Annotated in this window: 14 protein-coding genes and 1 rRNA gene; 9 read left to right on the top strand and 6 right to left on the bottom strand. The window is 51.9% G+C overall.

Annotated features, from left to right (window positions below; translation table 11 throughout):
• Positions 1 to 322: 322 nt before the first annotated feature.
• The 3 genes from JRF57_11160 to JRF57_11150 form a co-directional block, all read right to left on the bottom strand.
• Entirely contained in the window at positions 323 to 1,075 is a 753-nt protein-coding gene (locus JRF57_11160) for a 3-hydroxyacyl-ACP dehydratase (protein ID MBW2304257.1), read from the bottom strand.
• A gap of 16 nt (positions 1,076 to 1,091) precedes the next feature.
• On the bottom strand, positions 1,092 to 2,369 hold the full coding sequence (locus JRF57_11155) for a 2-hydroxyacyl-CoA dehydratase (protein MBW2304256.1): 1,278 nt from the start codon (positions 2,367 to 2,369) through the stop codon (positions 1,092 to 1,094).
• A 514-nt stretch (positions 2,370 to 2,883) separates the two neighbouring features.
• Complete coding sequence (locus JRF57_11150; GenBank protein MBW2304255.1) at positions 2,884 to 3,603, bottom strand: response regulator; 720 nt, start codon at positions 3,601 to 3,603, stop codon at positions 2,884 to 2,886.
• Between the two features lie 682 nt (positions 3,604 to 4,285).
• Here JRF57_11150 and JRF57_11145 point away from each other — a divergent pair.
• Positions 4,286 to 7,612: a response regulator gene (locus JRF57_11145; protein MBW2304254.1), complete on the top strand. Its 3,327-nt coding sequence runs from the start codon at positions 4,286 to 4,288 to the stop codon at positions 7,610 to 7,612.
• A 51-nt stretch (positions 7,613 to 7,663) separates the two neighbouring features.
• Positions 7,664 to 8,923 carry an HDOD domain-containing protein gene (locus tag JRF57_11140; GenBank protein ID MBW2304253.1) on the top strand — a complete coding sequence of 420 codons (1,260 nt, stop codon included), beginning with the start codon at positions 7,664 to 7,666 and terminating at the stop codon, positions 8,921 to 8,923.
• Between the two features lie 713 nt (positions 8,924 to 9,636).
• Here the strand turns inward: JRF57_11140 and JRF57_11135 are convergent.
• From JRF57_11135 to JRF57_11125, 3 genes are all read right to left on the bottom strand, one after another.
• Positions 9,637 to 10,569, bottom strand: a complete 933-nt coding sequence (locus tag JRF57_11135; protein MBW2304252.1) for a LysR family transcriptional regulator — start codon at positions 10,567 to 10,569, stop codon at positions 9,637 to 9,639.
• Positions 10,570 to 10,668: 99 nt separating this feature from the next.
• Entirely contained in the window at positions 10,669 to 11,328 is a 660-nt protein-coding gene (locus tag JRF57_11130) for an MBL fold metallo-hydrolase (GenBank protein MBW2304251.1), read from the bottom strand.
• Positions 11,325 to 11,798, bottom strand: coding sequence for an RrF2 family transcriptional regulator (locus JRF57_11125; GenBank protein ID MBW2304250.1), 474 nt, complete (start codon positions 11,796 to 11,798; stop codon positions 11,325 to 11,327). Before JRF57_11125 ends, JRF57_11130 begins: the two co-directional genes overlap by 4 nt.
• Before the next feature lie 191 nt (positions 11,799 to 11,989).
• Between JRF57_11125 and JRF57_11120 the strand changes: the two genes are divergently transcribed.
• From JRF57_11120 to JRF57_11090, 7 genes are all read left to right on the top strand, one after another.
• Positions 11,990 to 12,286, top strand: coding sequence for a hypothetical protein (locus tag JRF57_11120; protein ID MBW2304249.1), 297 nt, complete (start codon positions 11,990 to 11,992; stop codon positions 12,284 to 12,286).
• A 526-nt stretch (positions 12,287 to 12,812) separates the two neighbouring features.
• A complete protein-coding gene (gene ftsE / locus JRF57_11115) occupies positions 12,813 to 13,490 on the top strand; it encodes a cell division ATP-binding protein FtsE (GenBank protein ID MBW2304248.1) in 678 nt (225 codons plus the stop codon).
• Positions 13,477 to 14,370, top strand: coding sequence for an ABC transporter permease (locus JRF57_11110; protein ID MBW2304247.1), 894 nt, complete (start codon positions 13,477 to 13,479; stop codon positions 14,368 to 14,370). Before ftsE ends, JRF57_11110 begins: the two co-directional genes overlap by 14 nt.
• Before the next feature lie 224 nt (positions 14,371 to 14,594).
• Positions 14,595 to 15,668 carry a peptidoglycan DD-metalloendopeptidase family protein gene (locus tag JRF57_11105; GenBank protein ID MBW2304246.1) on the top strand — a complete coding sequence of 358 codons (1,074 nt, stop codon included), beginning with the start codon at positions 14,595 to 14,597 and terminating at the stop codon, positions 15,666 to 15,668.
• Positions 15,669 to 15,728: 60 nt separating this feature from the next.
• Entirely contained in the window at positions 15,729 to 17,054 is a 1,326-nt protein-coding gene (locus JRF57_11100; GenBank protein MBW2304245.1) for a S41 family peptidase, read from the top strand.
• Between the two features lie 52 nt (positions 17,055 to 17,106).
• Positions 17,107 to 18,285 (top strand): divergent polysaccharide deacetylase family protein, encoded by a 1,179-nt coding sequence (locus tag JRF57_11095; protein MBW2304244.1) that lies wholly within the window; start codon positions 17,107 to 17,109, stop codon positions 18,283 to 18,285.
• A 367-nt stretch (positions 18,286 to 18,652) separates the two neighbouring features.
• A 16S ribosomal RNA gene (locus JRF57_11090) occupies positions 18,653 to 19,323 on the top strand; the annotation flags it as partial.

The raw sequence follows: 19,323 nt of genomic DNA, 5'->3' as shown, positions 1-19,323 counted from the left end.
TTCCGATTTTACCGGATCTGCTGCGTTGCCTGCCTGTGCGGTGCCTGTCTGCCGTCCCAACGGGACAGGCAGGCACGCAGACAGGCGCTTCGGATTCCGTCATTGCGGCGTACTAATATGTACGCCTCATTCCTGAATCCTCGCGCGCCTTGCATCTCCAGAAAACTCGGAAATCGCTCAATTTAGGTATGAATCATATCGGTATCCCTGGGTGCCGTCAATTTGGAAATACCGATAGAATTCGGGGCTTTTACGGGTTTCATCCGATAGTTGAGGGCCTTTTCGTCATGATACTTCTTCTACACACGGAAACCTTTATGGCCTATGCTTCCTCCCTTGCCCCTAAAAGGGCTGCCCCCAGGGCCCCGACCCCCTGGGGGTCTTCCGGGACCAGTAGATCCATACCCAGGGCCTTGCAGAGAAGATCCTTCATGCAGGTGTTTCGGGCCACGCCTCCCGCGAAGAGCAGGGGTTCGGCTACGGATACCCTTCTTAGCAGGGAAACGGCCTGGGTCGTAGCGGCACGGTGAAGGGCCAGGGCGATGTCCCGGCGGTTTTCTCCCCGGGCCACCAGGGAGGTGACTTCGGATTCAGCGAAGACCGCACACGTGCTGTTGATCCGGATGTCTCTTTCAGCTTCGAGGGCCCTGGTGCCGAATTCCTCCAGCGTGTAGCCCAGGGTGGCCGCCATGATCTCGAGGAATTTTCCGGTCCCGGCGGCGCAGCGATCGTTCATCAAGAACCTGATCACCCTGCCCCTGCCGTCCAGGGAGATGGCCTTTGAATCCTGTCCTCCGATATCCAGGATCCCCCGGGTTTCGGGGAAAAGGTGCCTGGCACCCAAGGCATAGGCCTTGATCTCCGTAACGGTTCTGGCTCCGAGAGCTTCCCGTAGGAGATGCCTCCCGTACCCGGTGGCCATGAGCAGATCGGGCTCGACCCCCTCGAGCAGTGACTTGGCCCGGGCAAGGGGGTTGTGTCCGGAATCGACCTGCCTTTTGAGGATGATCTTATGCCTCTCTAATACCACCAGTTCGATGGTCCGGGAACCTATATCAATGCCTGCACAGCGCATGAATCCCTTTCCGTCCCTACTTGAGGAGTTCGAGGAAGGCCTCTACCCGGGTCCTGAGCTGACCCACATCTTCCATGCCGTAATCGGTCTCGATGCGCAGGATGGGAATGTTTTCGGCTTCTAAGGCCTTTTCCACCAGCATGGATTCAATGGAATAGGGCTGGCAGAACTGGAGCCCGTAGTGGATGACACCGTCGGCGTCGTATGCCCGGAACATCTCCCGGATATGGTCCAGGCGCTCCGGGTTCGGGGTGAAGATGGCGCAGTCCACCTGGAAGTAGCGATCCACGATGGCCTCGATGAGTTCTTCTTCCGTACTTCCCCTTGCATCCGTCAGGTTGCGCATGCCGCGTTCACCCACACAGGATTCTTCCCCTACGATCACCCCGCCGGAGGTCTCGATGATCCAGGGCAATTTCCAATTGGGGACGGCCATGGGGCAGCCTGATAGAAGGATCCTGGGCGTTCCCTTCGGGAAGACCCCTTCCCCCTTCGCGATTCGTCCTTCCAGTTCATTACTGATTTTGTCGACCGAATCGGCGAACCGTTTCGGGTCGTCATAGAAGGAAACCTGGTTCGCGAGCAGGGCATCGAGGCCGGAGATCGGTGCCGGATCGGCCTTCCGGAGACTCGAGAGCCGCTGGATAGCCTTCCGCTTCCTGTTTACGGTTTCGATGCCTTTTTTCAGACGTTGCGCATCGATCCCGACTCCCGTTAGGTCCTCCACCGCCCTTTTGAAATGCAGGTATTCCGCCTTCAGCAACCGGCGTCCTTCTTGAGACTTGGTCTGAGGCAGGTCCATAACATAGAGGTTCGGGACCAGTTGATGGAGGATCTCGTAGGATTTCTTCTTCCCGTCACAGGTGTTTTCCCCCACGATCATGTCCGCTGATTCGATGAAGGGACAGACCCTGCCCAGCTTGAAACCGAAGGCGGACTTGATCAGGGCGCAGGTATTTCTGGGAAGAACTTTTTCGACTTCTTCCGTAGCGAACTCCGCTCCGCTGCAGAGACCGACAAGGGTAGCGTCAGCGGCCCGGACGATTTCCTCAGGAACGAAGACGCAGAAAGACCCGATGATCTTCCTTCCCGCCTTCTTTTCGTTCAGGAGTTCCTTGATCCGGAGCCCGTGGACTTCTCTCATTACGAAGTCGAAATAACCCATGCCTTGAGGGCGGTTTTCCTGTTCCAGATAAATCTCCCGGTAGCTCTTTCCCAGAACCTCCAAAAGGTCGTCATGGGCAGCCAGGTCGAGCCCCAACTCTTCCCACATCACTCTCCAGTCTTCTGTCATAATGGTCCCTCCAGCAAAGTAGCTCATTTGTTTGCACTGATTTTCAGGTGGACACTTGAATAAGGGCTTCAGACCGATATATCGATTTTGAAGGGATAAATTGGAAATGGGTGACGCGATCTTTCCCCGGTCTGACCTCCCGGGTCCACCTGTCCTCCAATATGGAGCCTTAACCCAAGTGAAACCGAAAAAGGTGAACATGTATGTTTTTTCTTGGTGAGTTAATTCCAGAGAAGAGTAAAAAAGGCGAGGCCGAATTGTCAAACAGGAAATGCCGATATCCGATCTCCGTAAGCACGGAAATCCCTATATCCGATTCGATTGCCGTTATGGAATGACGAGATAGGGAAGGGGAAAATGGTCTTGGTTGGTTAGGTCCGTTTGGCGGAGGGGACACCGGATTTTCGAAGTCGCTGCTTATCGGAGATCTTTTTCAAAAGTCTCGGAAGTCTAAACTAGATCCTTAAGGGTTTTTTATTCTTTGGGGTGAAATAATTCCAGCACCCGGAGTAAGTCAGATGCGTTGCGCAGCGGATTCGCAAATTTTTTCAATGAGTTCCATGCGTGGATCTGATTCGTCCATTCTCTCCAGCAGTTGTTCGGCCAGGATAGCAATTTCTCCAAGTGCATTTCTTTGGAGAAGGAAAATCCTTTCCCACTCCTGCTGGGCCTTGAAGAAGTGATCGATGTTCCTGTCGATTTTTTTGAGGGACTTTCGGAGTTGTTCGTCTGAAAGCCCCCCTCTTTTTTCAAGAATGGAGAGAATTTCATTATGGAGGGTCTTGTAAATCCTGAAGGTGATTTCCGGATTGAGAAATCCCTTGTACATCCGTATTCTATCGATCTTCTCCCTCAACTCGGCGTTATCCAGGGGTTTGGTCAGGTAATCGAATGCGCCGAGTTTCATGGCTTCGATTGCGCTCTCTACCGAGGCATAGGCGGTCATCATGATGACGGCGGTGGAAGGAAGCCTGGTCTTGGCATATTTTAGGAGTTCCATCCCTCCTTCTTCCTCCCCCTTGCCGTCTGGCATGTTTTTATCGGTGATGATGACGGCGTACTCTTCCTTTTTCGTCTGTTCAATCGCTTCCTCCACTCCCTCAGCGAGATCCACAGAGTACCCCATCTTTTTTAGGGACATGGCAACCATTTCCCTGGAAATAGGATCATCATCAACCACCAGGATCTTCCATTCCATTTCAGGTTTTTCCATTCCGTGGGCAAAGGAATTCATGGATCAAGGGTCTCCTTTCATGGAATGGGGGATTTGAAGCCAAGGTTCCTTTCTCCCCTTAATTTCTTCGGAAAAAACGGAGACACTCTTAAAACCCCAATGTTGTGAATCCTAATAAGGATTAACTCGTGTCCATCCATAAATGAGAAAATTTGCGTCTGAGGCCGAGATTGCGAAAATTGGCCATTTATGGATGGGCACTAACTAACGAAACATTGTATGCAAATCCTTGCAAACTGTCAACAGGGCTGCATGGATGGTGGCCGGAATCTTGACGTTTTTGCATACGAACAAGGGAATAAAGGTTTGGCGGCCGACCGGTACCGGTCGCAAGCGACCGTTGCTATGGATGTAAATCAAGATATTTTAAAGGGTTAAGTGTCAGTCGTGTTGATTTTCTGGAAAATAAAATGGTTGGTATTTATATTGCAGTTTCCCCTCTTCGGCGAAGAATAAATTGTGTCTAGCCCCAAATGACGGAGTTCTTTTCAGAGCCTCGGGGTTGATGCCTGTGGCAGGCATCGTCAACGCTTTGACATAACATGAAATGGAGAAGAGCTCCGGATTCCGCTTCATTGAACAAATAATCATATTTTTCCCTAAGACACCTATCCATGGCAGACCTTCCGAATTTTTCCCGGGAAGACGAGCCTGGAGGGAGGGGTAAAGGAGATCATTCAGCATGCACAAGGAGTATCCGGGGATGAGCAGGACGTTCCAGGCGGCCCTGGATTCCGTTAAGGAAGCCATTGCCATCTTAACGGTAGAAGGAAATCTACTCTTTCTGAACGCCGCTGCCGAGGCGGTTTTCGACATTTCCAGGAAGGAATGGTCAGGATATACAATCGAAACCTTGATAGATGAAAAAAACAGGAGACGAGTCCTCGAGATCATGAAAGAGTCCCGTTTGGATTCCTCCGGGGAAAATAAACAAGAAATAAGACTTGAGATCACGGGACTGAAACAGGGTAGGCATGCGTTTCCCATGATTTTATCCCTCTCAAAAGGTTTGGACAAAGATGCTTGCTGGATCGCCAGAATCGAAAATCGTGATGAATCCTCTTCTCTAGAGAAAGAGTTGCAGGAGTTGAAGGATTTCAGTGAGGGTATAGTACAGAATCTTACCGTTGGAATTTTGCTCCAGGACAGCGATGGGTACATCACCTTCGTTAATCCCGCAGCCGCAAAAATGCTGGGATACACGTACGAAGAACTCCTTGGAAAACATTGGACACTTGCTGTTGCTCCGGAATCCAGGGAAACCGTTATGCAGGCTGATGAACGAAGGCATCGGGGAGAAACGGATTATTATGAAGTTGAGATGATACGAAAAGATGGAAAAAGGATTTCTGTGCTGGTGAGCGGAAGCCCGAGGTTCGAGGGTGAGAGGTTCATCGGCACCCTGGCGGTCATGACTAATATCACCGACTTGAAGCGGTCAGAAGGAGTCCAGCGTCTTCTTTATGGTATCAGCAAAGCGGTCCACACCACAGGAGATATGGAAGAGCTGTATGACATGATCCGGGTCGAGATCGGAAGGCTTCTGGATACTAAGAATTTTATCATCGCCCTCTATGACAAGGAAACTGATCGGCTGTTTTTCCCCTGCTTCATCGACGAGAAGGACGAGTTTCCTTCGGTTCCTCTCGGTAAATCCATGACAGGATATGTGATCAAAAAGGAGAAGGCCGTTCTGCTCAGGCCGGACGATATCAGAAGATTAAAAGAAAGCGGCGAGGCCGAAATGATGGGAACGATCCCCAAAGTTTGGCTGGGCGTTCCCTTGCGTGCCGGGGGAGAAGTGATCGGCGCCCTTGTGCTTCAAAGTTATGACAACGAGACGGATTTCACTGAAAAAGATCTGGAGATTTTGACGCACATATCCGGCCAGATCGGTTTTTCCATCGATTACAAGCGCGCGGAAGAGTCCATGAAAAAGGCCAAGATGGAAACCGACGAAGCAAACCGAGAGCTTGAAAAGGCAAACGAGAAACTCCAACAGGCCATTGAAAAAGCCAACCGTATGGCCTTTGAAGCCCAGGCGGCAAATCGGGCGAAAAGTGAATTCCTGGCCACGATGAGCCACGAGATCAGAACTCCCATGAATGCCATCATCGGTATGACCGGACTTTTGCTGGATACGAATCTGGATTCGGAGCAGCGGGATTATGCCGAGACCATCCGGGGAAGTGCGGATTCCCTTTTACATATCATCAATGATATCCTTGATTTTTCCAAGATCGAGTCCGGAAAACTGGAACTGGAAGATATCCCCTTTGATCTCCGGAGCACGGTTGAAGAGGTCAGCGGAATTCTGTCACTCAAGGCCCATGAAAAGGGCATCGGGTTCAGGTGCGTGGTAGATCCCGAAGTCCCCTCAAATCTATCGGGGGATCCAGGGAGGGTGAAACAGGTCCTCATCAACCTCGTCTCAAACGCTGTAAAATTTACAGAACAGGGCGAGGTGTCGGTGATCGTGTCCCTTGATAGGGAAACGGATACTCACGCCTTGATCCGGTTCCAGGTTCGGGATACGGGCATAGGGATTCCGGCGAAACATCTGGACCGCCTTTTTCAATCCTTTTCACAAGTGGATGCCTCGACAACCCGGAAGTACGGGGGAACAGGTCTGGGTCTGGCCATTTCCAAAAAGCTCAGCATGTTGCTGGGAGGTGAAATCGGGGTTGAGAGCAAGGAGGGAGAGGGCTCGACGTTCTGGTTCACGGCCAATCTGAAAAAGATGCCCCACCTCCAAGAGGAGACCCCGGAACTCCTCTCCGGCATTAAAGGAAAACGTGTCTTGGTGGTTGATGACAACAGAAACAACAGGGAACTTCTCCGCACCTACCTCCAGTCATGGGGCTGCATACATCAGGAAGTCTCCAGTGCCCAGGAAGCGTTGGAGCAACTCTTTCACGCCTCCAAGAAGGGAGAACCCTTTGACATCGTTATCACGGACCATATGATGCCGGGGATGGACGGCGAAGACCTTGGGAGGGCCATAAAGTCCGTCCCATCACTTCGTGATACCGAGTTGATCATGGTCACGTCCAGGGGACTGCGTGGTGACGCATCACGAATGAAGGAAATCGGATTTTCCGGCTACCTCACCAAACCCCTTGAGCGTTCACTCTTGTACGACTGCATGGTCAAAATCTTGAACTCCAGCCCCGACCGGAAACAAAGCAAGGACGATCTCCGGCTGATAACCAAGCACACGATATCCGAAGAGAAGAAAAGACGGATCAAGATACTGGTCGTTGAAGACAATGAAATCAACCGCAAACTGATTCTTCGGCTCATCGAGAAATTCGGATATCGGGCCGACGTTGCAGAAAACGGCGAGGAAGCGTTGAAGGCTCTCGAACGGACTTACTATGATTTGGTTCTCATGGATGTTCAAATGCCGGTAATGGACGGTCTGGAAGCTACCAGAACCATCCGGAAATCCGGATCGCGATTTCTGAACCCGAAGGTCCCCATCATCGCCATGACGGCCCATGCCCTTAAAGGAGACAGGGAGCGGTGCCTTGAGGCCGGTATGGATGACTATGTGTCCAAGCCCATAGAGCCGAATGTGCTCTTTGACACCCTCGCAAGGTATCTTGCAAGGGTAAGCGACCATCGGGTTGGGCGCAGGGACGGGATTGCCCCTCAGAAGGAGAAGGTCTTCGACAAGGAGGAATTCCTGGAAAGAATCTCCGGGGATGAGTCTTTCGGGGTCGGTCTGATTGAAATTTTTCTCCGGGGCATTCCTGAGAGCATCGAGAAATTCAAGAAGGCTTCCGAAGAACAGAACTGGGATAAGGTCTCCAAGCTGGCGCATTCCCTCAAAGGGACATCGGCCAACCTCGGCGCCCACGCCCTCCGGAACACGGCCCACGAACTGGAAACGGCTGCAAACAAGTGCCAGGCCGACCACGTATCAACCCTTGTAAAGAGAGTTGAAAATGAATTTGTAAAGTTCCGGGAAACTGTAACCGATTATATAAAAGAAATCCAAAAGTAGGTCATTCAATTATAGAAAGAGCATAATCCCGGATGTTTTGGGGGGCACTGTATGAAGATCCTCGTCGTGGACGATGACCCAGTGAGTCGCAGGATGGTCGAGCATATCCTGCGAGACATGGGGGAATGCGAGGTGGTGGGAAGCGGGACCGAGGCTGTCTTTTCGTTTAAGAGGGCCTTTGAGCGAGGGGCACCGTTTGATGCCGTCACCCTGGATATTTCCATGCCCAAAATGGACGGCCGGATGGTCCTTCATACCATCCGGGAAATGGAGAAAAACCTGGGGGTTCCCCAGGAGCGGCGGTCGAAGATCCTGATGGTCACGGCCCATGCGGATAAAGAGACGGTCATCAAGTGTGTTAAGATGGGGTGTGACGATTACATCACCAAGCCTTTTGACAAGAATGTCATTGTCAGGAAGATCGACCGGCTGGGTTTTGGTGGAGACGACGGGCCGAACGGGAAAGAGACCCTGGTGGCCCTAAGGAAGCGGATTTTAGCGCTCATACGAAAATTCGAAAAGGGCGAACTGCAACTGCCGACACTTCCCAGGGTGGCCCAGGAGATCGAGGAACTCATGGAAGATCCTTCCTGTGAGGTGGATGACCTGGCCGCCCTCATTGAACGGGATACCGCCATTTCGGCCAAGCTGATCTCCACCGTCAATTCGCCTTATTTCAGAGGAACGGAAAAAGTCCAGACGGTGAGCAAGGCGATTCAACGGCTGGGTTTCAGAGAAACCAGGGGCATCGTGGCAGCTATTGTCAACAAGTCCCTATATAAGGCAAAGACCGAGCAGTTTCAGGCCTTGATGGAAGAACTCTGGATGCATTCCCTTGCCTGCGCCCAAGGGGCCAGAGAGATCGGGAAAAGGCTGTTCTTCGATGACCCGGAAAAGCTTTTTTTCATGGGGCTGACACACGATATCGGGAAGGTTCTGCTTTTCAGGGCCCTGGACGATCCCGTGCTCCTGCAAATTCCCTCCACATGGTCCAGGATCCTTTCCATCATTCAGGAAGTCCATACCTCATTTGGTGGAGGGATTCTCAGGAAATGGGGTTTCGGAGAGGAGATTGTGAGAGTCGCCCTGCACCACGAGGATCCGAAACTGGAAACAGACATGAGTCGCGAAATCATTGTGGTAAATCTCGCGAACAATCTCGCCCACAAGATGGGTTTCAGCCCCTGCCAGGAAAAGGACCGTCCAAGGAAACTTGAGTCCGCAAGACTGCTCGGTATAAATCCGGGCCAGGTGAGCGAGATCATCAAACTGGTGAAAGCTTTCGTTAATCAAACCGCGATCGGGAACTGAGCTTGCCCATCTTCGTTTCCGCCCTTTTTCAATACCGCAAGATTCCTTTCAGGACTCCGTCTGCAAGGGTTTACACCTTGAGTGCAATCTCAAAGTAGAATTCCTTCAGCCCCTGGGGCTCGGTATCTCCGAACTTGCGGCTTTTATTGACCTAAAGCTCGCACCTTCACAATCTCCCCAGACGATCCCTGAACAAGGGCATCTGAGCAATGGGATCCGGACAAGTGCAATGATTTCGTCCCGCTCTACCCTTTCCTATATGTGCTTCAACCAGGCGTAAGGTTCCGTAAGGCGGGGGGCCTTGAGGAGGGAAACCATAGGAGAATCCGACCCTCAAGGATTTCCAGGACCTCTCTTCCTGACTCTTAGTAAAACGTCCCCTTGATAAGGTTTCTCCTCGATGATTTCTCCCCCGTTATGGGAGACGACCCGCTTGACCTTCTCCAGCTTTTCCCTCTCAAGGATGAATTCGAATGAATCATCAGGAGAGATAAGTTTCAGACATAGACCTACGTCCAGGTAAGCCCTTCAACAATCACCCCGGTAATCGATGGGTTTATGTAATGTTTTCATCAGAGATTGTCTCCCCATGGTTGAACAGGTGGTTTCAGACCTTCATTGCTGTGAAGGAAGTGAAGATTATCAGTGAAATTTGCAGCGTGCCCTGGCTTTTTTACTGTTGTGGGAAAACCGTTCACATACACCGGAAGAGTTCAGGATTTGCCGAGAAGATATTCCACCATCGCCCGGCAGAGGGGGGAGGGTTCCCTCCGCTTATCCATCAGGAGATAAAAACTTCTGGTCATCAGAAGTCCCTTCACCCTGAGACCCTTCAGAATACCCACTGCCAGATCGGTTTCCAGGGCCCTTGAGGAAAGTATGGAGACCCCGAGCCCCGATTTCACCCCTTCCTTTACGGCCGTGGAGGTGCCCAAGGCGGCTACTACATTAAGGTCCTCCATGCTGGAAAGGCCGACGGAGCGCAGGTATTCTTCTATGAATTTCAGAGTTCCGGATCCCGGTTCCCGGGTGATGAAGGGTTCGGTGGAAAGCTCCTCAAGGGTGACTTCCTCACGCTCAGCCCATGGGTGTTGGGCCGGGACCGCCAAGAGGAGCTCATCCTCCCACAGCTCCCGGTACTCCAGATTCCTGTGTTTACGCATGGAGCCCACCACGCCGAGTTCAAGATTCCCATCCAATACTAGTTCCTCGATATCGCCGGTTGACCCCACGGTAAGGGTGACCGTTATCAGGGGATACCGCTCCCTGAAGCCACGTAAGGCCTTGGGGAGGATATATTCCCCGGGGATGGTGCTTCCTCCCATTCTGATCTCTCCGCGCTTCAGCCCGATGAAATCCTGTAATTCCAGGCATGCCGCTCTTTTCATATCCAGGAGTAGATTCGCGTGTTTGTATAGGAGCTTGCCCGCTTTTGTAGGAACCACCTGTCGGCCCAGCCGGTCAAGCAGTTTGGTCCCCACGGCGCTCTCAAGATTGGCGATTCGTTCACTCACGGAGGCCTGGGCCAGACAGACCTTTTGAGCCGCCTTTGAAAAGCTTTCATGTTCAACGACTTCCTTGAATATTTCAAGTTGGCGCAGATCAAAGTCGATTGATATGGCTTGGTACAGGGGGGGCTTCTTCATGTGAATCTCCGGATGATGAAGAATAAAAAAAGGGAGGGCGACCGGAACAAACCCGCCTCGGGGCCTCCTTGTCCTTTTTGCCCGGCCTTGTGATCACCCCTAGAGATAGGCGAACCAGGTCCGTTCGATCTCCTCGAAATTGGCCTTTACCTCCTCCCGGCCCGAAATGATAGGTCCGTGGCCCGGCAGAAGGGTTTCCACATCGAGCCTGGAGAGGCGCCGAATACTTTCCTTTAACGCCGATCCATCACCTCCGGGCAGGTCGGTTCGACCAACACCCTGGAAAAAAAGCACATCGCCGGAAAACAGGACCTTTCTCTCCGGCCAGTAAAAACATACGGATCCAGGGGAATGGCCCGGAGTGTGGTACACTTGAAGCGTTAGGTCTCCGGCCTTCAATTCTCCTTCCCTGAGCAGGATCTCCGGTTCAAGGGGGGTGACCGCCAGGGCCTGGCCGAACTGGGACGCCATTTGTTCGTTGAAGGCCGTTTCTTCCCCGAAAACGGCCGTTACGGTATCCGTCTTGCTGAAAAGGTGGATTCCTTCCATGTGATCGGGGTGGGCGTGGGTGACAAGTACCAGATCGATGTCTCCAAGGGCGATGGAGAGCCCGGCGAGTTTTTCCCGTACATGACCGAACAGGTGTTCATGCCCGGGGTCCACGAGAATTTTCAATTCCCTATCGATCAAGTATGTATTGCAGTTATTGGCCGACGGGTCCATCCATATAAAAGCATATAGATCGTGGAAAATCTTCATGAATCCTTAGGGCCCTCGCAATGGTCATTTCCGGGCAAGGGGGGAGAAAGCTGTTCCAGTTCTTCGCCCTGAAGGTGCAGGATGTCGGAGAGTGTGGTCTCCTTGAAGATCCGCAAGGCGGCGGCAAAGGCCTTTTCCCATATGGGACGCACCAAACAATTCGATGCGTTTGGGCAGACTTTTTCCCCATCCACACAGTCAACGAAGGTCATTCTGTTTTCAAGGAGGGTAAGGATATCCCATAGCGTTATTTCTTCCGGCTCCCTGGAGAGCATGTGCCCTCCTTTGGGTCCCCGTACGCTGTTGATCAGGCCCGCTTTCTTCAGAGGAATTATAAGTTGCTCAAGGTATTTGATAGGGATATTCTGGTTCCTTGAGATCTGGGAGGTACTGACAGGACCCTTGCCATAATTTTTTGTGAGTTCGAGCATCAGGCGTGTGCCGTAACGCCCCCTGGTAGACAATTTCATTGATTTGCCGTCCGTAATGAGTTTGATAAACCGAAACATATTAGGGAGGGTACGGCGGTTAGTCAAGATATTCCTTCGGCGGGCGTATCACTTGTTCGCAAGATGGGTTTCAGAAGGTATGGTCCCTAGATCAACCCAGATCAAAAAGGGGGGCTGAAAGACAAGGGGGGAAATCCCCGGAGGAGGGGAACATGGCCAATGATCAACCGGAAGGCCGGGAGTACGACCGGACTTGTGGAAAAATGAATATCCCTACGGACGAGGAATTGGAGGCCCTGGGCGCACTCCGCCGCATCAAGGAACGGGTGAGAGCGATCAAGGAAAAGATGGCCGCAATCTCCCCATCGGAAGGGGAGAAGGAAAGAGAGTTGTTAGATTCCCTCGAAAAGGAACTTGAGCGGTTGAGGGAGGAATGGCGAAGATGGGAAAGGAAAAAGGAGGATGCGGCTCGGGAACGAATGATCAAGCTGGGTCACGTGGAACGATGAGTTTAACCCAAATTATGCGTGAACCCTTGTCCAAGGAAGGGTAAAAGGATTTTCCCGGAGCGGCCTATTTTGGCTCTGGAGCAGCCTGCCTGCCGCAGGCAGGGAGAGCGGAAGAGCCAAAATCGGCGGTGAGCGGAGCCATGGACGGCGTAGCGAACGTAGCGGAGGGAACATCCTTTTACCCTTCACCCATCGGGTGCTCTTAGAATGCTTTAACATATTGTAATAAAAATCAATTTCATTTTTCACGCATAATCTGAGTTCATAGGGCCGCCTTAGGGCCTCTCAGTCAAAAGGACGGGGATTTGATTGTTGCGGGAAGAGAACCACTTTGTTTTCGTGGTGTTCCCCGTGTCAAGCATACTATATGCAAGGCTGGTTGGAGGTAAAAGGAACGTCATTGACATATCGGGAACCCTCATCTAATGAATAGAGGGATATCCCGGTGGGTTCCAGGGGAATTCCGGGCGGGGGCAGGAATCGAACGAACGTCGCCCCCGGGGATCCGCCAAGCATAAAGACCTATGTGCCCATGATCCGTCTTTTCCACGTCTCGAAAAGGTTCGGCTCCAATACGGCCCTCGATGACATCAATCTGACGATCCGCAGGGGGGAATTCGTCTTTGTCTCCGGCCCCAGCGGTGCGGGAAAGACGACCCTTTTGAGGCTTCTGTTCGGTTCCCTGAAGTGTACCGAAGGCCAGATCTTGATCAACGGTATCAACCTGAACCGCATAAGCCGGTTGAAGCTGGATCATCTGAGGAGAAGAATCGGGTTTGTTTTTCAGGATTTCAAGCTCCTGGAAAATAAGAACGTGGCCGAAAATGTAGCCGTAGCGCTGGAGGTGGCGGGGGAGAGACCCGCTGTCATCCGCAAGAAAACTCATCAGGTCCTCCGGGCCGTCGGACTGGCGGAAAAGGAACGTGCTTACCCTTTGCAGCTTTCCGCGGGAGAGCAGCAGCGGGTCGCCATCGCCCGCGCCATAGTCAATGATCCTCTGATCCTCCTGGCGGACGAGCCCACCGGTAATCTGGATCCGGATATCACGAGAGAAATCATGGTCCTTTTCAGGAGCATCAATCTCAGGGGGACAACCGTGTTGATCGCCACCCACAACAGGGAACTCCTTAGGGGAACGGATCAACGCATCGTTTTATTGAAAAAGGGAAAGGTCTTTCTGGAACAAAATAATGGCACGAATTAGGACCTGGACATACCCTTTCAAGCATGCCTTCCGAAACCTATTCGACAACAGAATGATTCATGCCGTCAGCCTCGGGACGGTCGCCATCTCCCTTCTTCTCATAGGAGCCTTCATGTTCATGTATGTGAACGTGAGCAATTGGGTGAACCGATGGGGGGATACCTTGACTATGTCCGTCTACCTCGAGGACGGGATTGATGACGTCACGAAAACGGGGATTGAGACCGTTGTTCGGGGTCTGCCCCATGTCCAAACCATATCATTCGTATCCAAGGAGATGGCCCTTAAGGAGATGAGAGAGGCCCTGGGCAACCAGGCGGGGCTCTTGGAGGGGCTCTCGGATAATCCCTTCCCGGCCTCTTTTGAAATTCTTTTCACCGAGGGTTTCAGTCCTCAGGAAGCTGGAGAGGTAAAGGAGAGGCTTGAGCGAATTAAGGGAGTGGAGGATGTCCAGTACGATGAACAGTGGACGGAACGTTTGAAGGGGGTGATCTATTTTCTCAAAGTCGGAGGGAGCATCATCGGAGGACTCCTTTGCCTGGCCGTACTTTTTATCGTGACCAATACGATCAAATTGGCGATCTATTCCCGCAGAGACGAGATAGAAATTTTAAAAATCGTCGGGGCCACGGATGCCTATGTCAAGATGCCGTTCCTGGTGGAAGGGGCCCTGGAAGGCCTCATCGGTGGGGCAATGGCCTTGATGATCCTTTTTTTCCTTTATGGCCTTTTCTCCGCCCGGACCTTGCAGGTCTTTGGACTTCCCGTTGTCGATATCGTTTTCCTGGGGCACGGCCAGATCGCTTTGCTTCTTGTTCTAAGTCTGTTCCTGGGGTTGACAGGAAGTTTCATCGCTCTTGGACGTTTTTTCAGGCCTTAGAGAGGCCGGTGTTTCGAAGAAACTAAACAGCCCGTTGAAAAAATACTGTGCTTGCTACGTTTTTCAATAACCTTGTAAAAGGGCGCGGATTGACCGGGATGGCTCCCAATTCTTGCACCGTTTCACGCCGATCAGGTCTCTTTGGCCTGGGAGCGGCCTTTTTTCTGTCTTGTTTCATGCTCTGGGGACCTGGGGGTGGTCTTGCCGTTGGAAAAGCCGCCCCGGTGAAAAAGCAAGGTCAAGCCGGTAAAATTAAAGAAGAACTTTTCCGGGAAAAGGTGCGATTTCATGAATTCGGGGCGAAAGAGAAGAGCCTGTTGAATCAACTCTCCCGGCTGGAGCAATCTATCAAGGAGCAACGGGAATTCCTAGGGCAACTCAAGGAAAAAATAGAAAAGGTCCGGAAAGAGATAGAGGTGCAGGATGCCGAACTCGAAAAATTGAGGCGATCCCGCAGGGAGGCTGAAAGTCGGCTGGCCGGCCGTCTCGTGGCCTTTTACAAACATGCAAGGAGGGGCTATATTCACCTCCTGGCCACCTCCTCCGGCCTCCACCAATTGAGAAAGAGGGTCAAGTATCTTCAGGTCCTTTTGGCGGAGGACCGGGCACTCTTGGCCAGGCTGGAGAAGATACATCTCCGGCACCGGATGGAGATCGCAAATAAGAAGGAGCGGTTGCGTACGATCGATCGCTTGAGGAAGGAGGAAAGCGAGAGGCTTGCTTCCCTGAAGAGCACCCTCGACCAGAAGGTTCTGCTCCTGATGAAGGTGCATAAAGAAAAGGAATTTTACGAGACGGCGGTCAAGGAACTGGAACAGGCGGCCAAGGGGCTTGGGAGGACGATCAGGGACTTGGATGAAAGAGCCAACAGGCCCCATGAGCAAACAATGCTTCCCCCTGATTTCGCCGCCGCCATGGGAAAACTTCCCCTCCCTTTTCACGGAAAGATTGTCAAGGGCTTCAAGCTTCTTAAGGCGACACACGCAGCGGCCCCCCGGGGCATATACATCGAGGGCCCCCCGGGAGGTGAGGTCAGGGCCGTTTATCCTGGAAGGATCGACTATTCCGGGTGGCTGAAGGGGTATGGCCAGATCGTTGTAATCAATCACGGATCCAGGTATTTCACGGTCTATGCCCACCTGTCCCGAAGAGATCGGGAAAAGGGGGATACCGTCCGAGGAGGAGATGTCATCGGGCTGCTCGGGGACAGCCAATCCTTCATCGGCCCGAGACTCTATTTTGAGATCAGAAAGGGCGGGGAAAACCTTGATCCCATGAAGTGGCTAAAAGTTCATTGACCCGCTTCAGAGAAGTGGGATAGATTAGGTGCTGGAAAACGGTAATGCAGGAGAAAAGATATGGCCTTCAATAATAAAAAGTTTTTCCTCGATATCGTGCTGATCACCCTCCTGGTCGGGGGAATCGTCTTTTTCAAAGGGAGTGGGAGGGAGGTAACGGCAGGGACCGGCGAGATGTACAAGAATATGGAACTCTTTGCCGAAGTCTTGCGCCAGATCGAAGAGAATTACGTCGAGCCTCGGGATCCGAAGGAACTTATCTACGGGGCCATCAAAGGAATGGTGCAGAGCCTGGATCCCCATTCCACTTTCATGACCAAGGAAGAGCATCAAGAACTCCTGATCGAGACAAAAGGGAGTTTTACAGGTGTGGGAATCGAAATCAGCATACGAGATAACGTCCTTACGGTAATCTCTCCCATTGAAGGGACTCCTGCCTATGAGGCAGGAATCAAGCCCGGGGACAAGATTATCAAGATCAATGACACCTCGACGATGGACATGTCTTTGCCCGAGGCCGTGAAGATCATCAGGGGGCCAAAGGGAACAAAGGTCAAACTGACGGTCATGAGGGAAGGAGCGGACAAGCCCATTGAATTCAACATTACCCGGGATGTGATTCCTTTGAGAAGCGTCAAACATTACCGGCTCACCCCGGAGATCGGCTATGTCAGGATATCAAGCTTCCAGGCCAATACGGAGCGGGAACTGATTTCGGCCCTGAAGGATATCGAGAAGGGGCAGAAGGTAGAAGGGCTGATCATGGACCTTAGGAACAACCCTGGGGGGCTCCTTTCTCAGGCTGTAGCCGTCTCTGATGTGTTCCTGGATTCCGGAGTCATTGTCAGCACCAAGGGGAGGGATCCCTCTCAGACGATGGAGATTTCCGCCAAGAAAAACGGTGTGGAGAGAAATTACCCAATGATTGTCCTAGTCAATAGCGGGAGCGCGAGCGCAGCCGAAATCGTTGCCGGAGCACTCCAGGATAACAAGCGAGCTCTGATCCTCGGGACTAAAACCTTTGGAAAGGGTTCGGTTCAGACCATCCTGCCCCTCTCGGATGGATCAGGACTTCGCTTGACAACCGCCAGATACTATACCCCCCGTGGAAGGTCGATCCAGTTGAGCGGCATCTCGCCGGACATTGAACTGAAATTTGTTCCCTATAAAAAACCCCGAGAGAAGGAGAACTCCAGAGTGATCCGGGAAAAAGATCTGAAGGGGCATATGGACAATGAAACATTAAAGGAAGAACCGCAAGAAACGAAGAAATTGAGTGAAAAGGAAAAAGTTGTGAAAAGGCTTCTCGAGAGGGACAATCAAATCCGGTATGCCCTTCAACTCCTGAAGACCTGGAATTTATTTTCCAACCTGAAACCCCACTAGTCTCCCGGGGTCGATTTTAGCAGGCCTCCGTGCAAGGTCGCCGGTTCGGTCAATGCCGAAAAGGAAGAAACAGAGATCAGCGAGCAGGGGACGCCCGAAAGGCGTCCTCCTCTTTTTGGGGCTGATTTTGTGCCTGGGTCTTATCGCTGGCCTTCTCCATAATCTCCCCTTCACACCAGAAGAGTCCCTGCGACCTGCTTATGAGGAGAATTTCTCGGTTGACTCGAAACTTCGCCGAGAAATCACCAGGATCGACGACGCCATTTACGATGTTCTTTATGAGGTGGGAATACCCGAAAAAGACCTGGCTTTCCTTTCTGTGAAATCCATGCACGAAAACGGACATCAATGGGACTATACGGACCTGAGGATACGTGTTCCAGACCGAAGGGGCCTTTGGATGCTAAAGGAAAAGATAGGGGAAAGATTGGACCGGCTGGGTCCATCGGTTCAGTATCGTCTTGATCAAGCTTCCGCGTGCAAATGGATTTTCAATATCCAGACCATTGGTTTCCCAAGTCATAAGGTCAGGTTGATCTATAGGGCGGGGGAGAAGGTGCCTACCCACAAATTGCCCAGGATTGCCCTCATTATCGATGATCTCGGCTATGATAAAACAATCGGTAGACAACTCATTGAACTGGAAATTCCTCTCACTCTTTCCGTTCTTCCCGTGGCCCCTTTCACCAGATCCATAGTCAATGAGACAAGAGAAAGGGGGCGCGAACTCATGCTTCATCTGCCGATGGAACCCAGGCATTATCCGGACTTGAATCCGGGACCCGGTGCCCTGTTGACGAGTATGGACGCGGGTGAAATAAAGAAAATCATGGATGCTGATTTTCAAAGAGTTCCCGGGGCAAAGGGCTTCAACAACCACATGGGATCCCTGTTCACCGAACGGTGTGATAAAATGCGAATCGTTTTGAGTGAGGCGAAAAGGCGGGGCCTGTTTTTCGTGGACAGTCGAACAACCAATAAAACCGTGGCACTCAGGACGGCCCGGGAGATGGGAGTCCCGGCGGCAAGGCGTAACGTATTCCTGGACAACGACGCTTCACCCACGGCGATCAAGTTCCAGATGGAGCGCTTACTGGGGATTGCAAGGCAGAAGGGGGCGGCTGTCGGTATTGGCCATCCCAATCGAGAGACCTTGCGTGCCCTCAAGGAATACCTGCCGAAATTGAAAAGGGATTTCACCCTCGTACCCGTATCCGATCTCGTCGATTAAGGGTAGATATTCGTTCATGCTACCAGTGAACCCTTCAATGATGAATAGGGATGGATCAAAGGAAAAAACATGAAATTTTGAGGGGAAAAATTTCAGGGTGGTGAGGGTTTTTTGTATCTACCTGAAATAACAGTAAATATTCTCAGTGAGCATATTTTTGAAAAATTGAAAATTTTTTTGAATTTATGCTTGACAGGAAAAGGGTCTGCCGGTATAAACGTGTTTCCATTTTGAGCAGCGCGACAAAATCCTTGACACGGATCAAAGGCGGACTTAGAATAGAGAAGATACTTGCTCTTTGAAAACTAAATAGTGATGCCGCTGTTACAGGCCTCAAACGAAAGACAGGCTCAACGAGCCGATGATTTAATCGGAGAGTTTGATCCTGGCTCAGAATGAACGCTGGCGGCGTGCCTAACACATGCAAGTCGAACGAGAAACTTCCTGCTTGCAGGAAGGAGTAAAGTGGCGCACGGGTGAGTAACGCGTGAGTAACCTGCCCCTGAATCTGGGATAACTTCGCGAAAGCGTGGCTAATACCGGATACCGTCCCGGGGACTCCGGTCTTCGGGATGAAAGGTGACCTCTCCATGGAAGTTGCCGTTCAGGGAGGTCCTACGGGAGGCAGCAGTGAGGAATTTTGCGCAATGGGGGAAACCCTGACGCAGCAACGCCGCGTGAGTGAAGAAGGCCTTCGGGTCGTAAAGCTCTGTCAAGTGGGAAAAAAGCCTTACGGTGAATAGCCGTAAGGTCTGATGGTACCACTAGAGGAAGCACCGGCTAACTCCGTGCCAGCAGCCGCGGTAATACGGAGGGTGCGAGCGTTGTTCGGAATTACTGGGCGTAAAGAGCGTGTAGGCGGCTTGGCAAGTCAGATGTGAAAGCCCGGGGCTCAACCCCGGAAGTGCATTTGAAACTGCCGAGCTTGAGTATGGGAGAGGAGAGTGGAATTCCCAGTGTAGAGGTGAAATTCGTAGATATTGGGAGGAACACCCGTGGCGAAGGCGACTCTCTGGACCAATACTGACGCTGAGACGC

The sequence above is a fragment of the Deltaproteobacteria bacterium genome (genome assembly GCA_019310525.1).
In the GTDB taxonomy this organism is placed as follows: Bacteria; Desulfobacterota; DSM-4660; order Desulfatiglandales; family HGW-15; genus JAFDEE01.
The sequence above is the reverse complement of the archived record's forward strand: the minus strand, read 5'-3'. Positions and strand labels throughout refer to the sequence as shown.

Bases quoted from the DNA above. Each gene is read 5' to 3' on its own strand.
- JRF57_11160 (MBW2304257.1), bottom strand. From the start codon at position 1,075: ATGCGCTGTGCAGGCATTGATATAGGTTCCCGGACCATCGAACTGGTG.
- JRF57_11155 (MBW2304256.1), bottom strand. From the start codon at position 2,369: ATGACAGAAGACTGGAGAGTGATGTGGGAAGAGTTGGGGCTCGACCTG.
- JRF57_11150 (MBW2304255.1), bottom strand. From the start codon at position 3,603: ATGAATTCCTTTGCCCACGGAATGGAAAAACCTGAAATGGAATGGAAG.
- JRF57_11145 (MBW2304254.1), top strand. From the start codon at position 4,286: ATGCACAAGGAGTATCCGGGGATGAGCAGGACGTTCCAGGCGGCCCTG.
- JRF57_11140 (MBW2304253.1), top strand. From the start codon at position 7,664: ATGAAGATCCTCGTCGTGGACGATGACCCAGTGAGTCGCAGGATGGTC.
- JRF57_11135 (MBW2304252.1), bottom strand. From the start codon at position 10,569: ATGAAGAAGCCCCCCCTGTACCAAGCCATATCAATCGACTTTGATCTG.
- JRF57_11130 (MBW2304251.1), bottom strand. From the start codon at position 11,328: ATGAAGATTTTCCACGATCTATATGCTTTTATATGGATGGACCCGTCG.
- JRF57_11125 (MBW2304250.1), bottom strand. From the start codon at position 11,798: ATGAAATTGTCTACCAGGGGGCGTTACGGCACACGCCTGATGCTCGAA.
- JRF57_11120 (MBW2304249.1), top strand. From the start codon at position 11,990: ATGGCCAATGATCAACCGGAAGGCCGGGAGTACGACCGGACTTGTGGA.
- JRF57_11110 (MBW2304247.1), top strand. From the start codon at position 13,477: ATGGCACGAATTAGGACCTGGACATACCCTTTCAAGCATGCCTTCCGA.
- JRF57_11100 (MBW2304245.1), top strand. From the start codon at position 15,729: ATGGCCTTCAATAATAAAAAGTTTTTCCTCGATATCGTGCTGATCACC.
- JRF57_11095 (MBW2304244.1), top strand. From the start codon at position 17,107: ATGCCGAAAAGGAAGAAACAGAGATCAGCGAGCAGGGGACGCCCGAAA.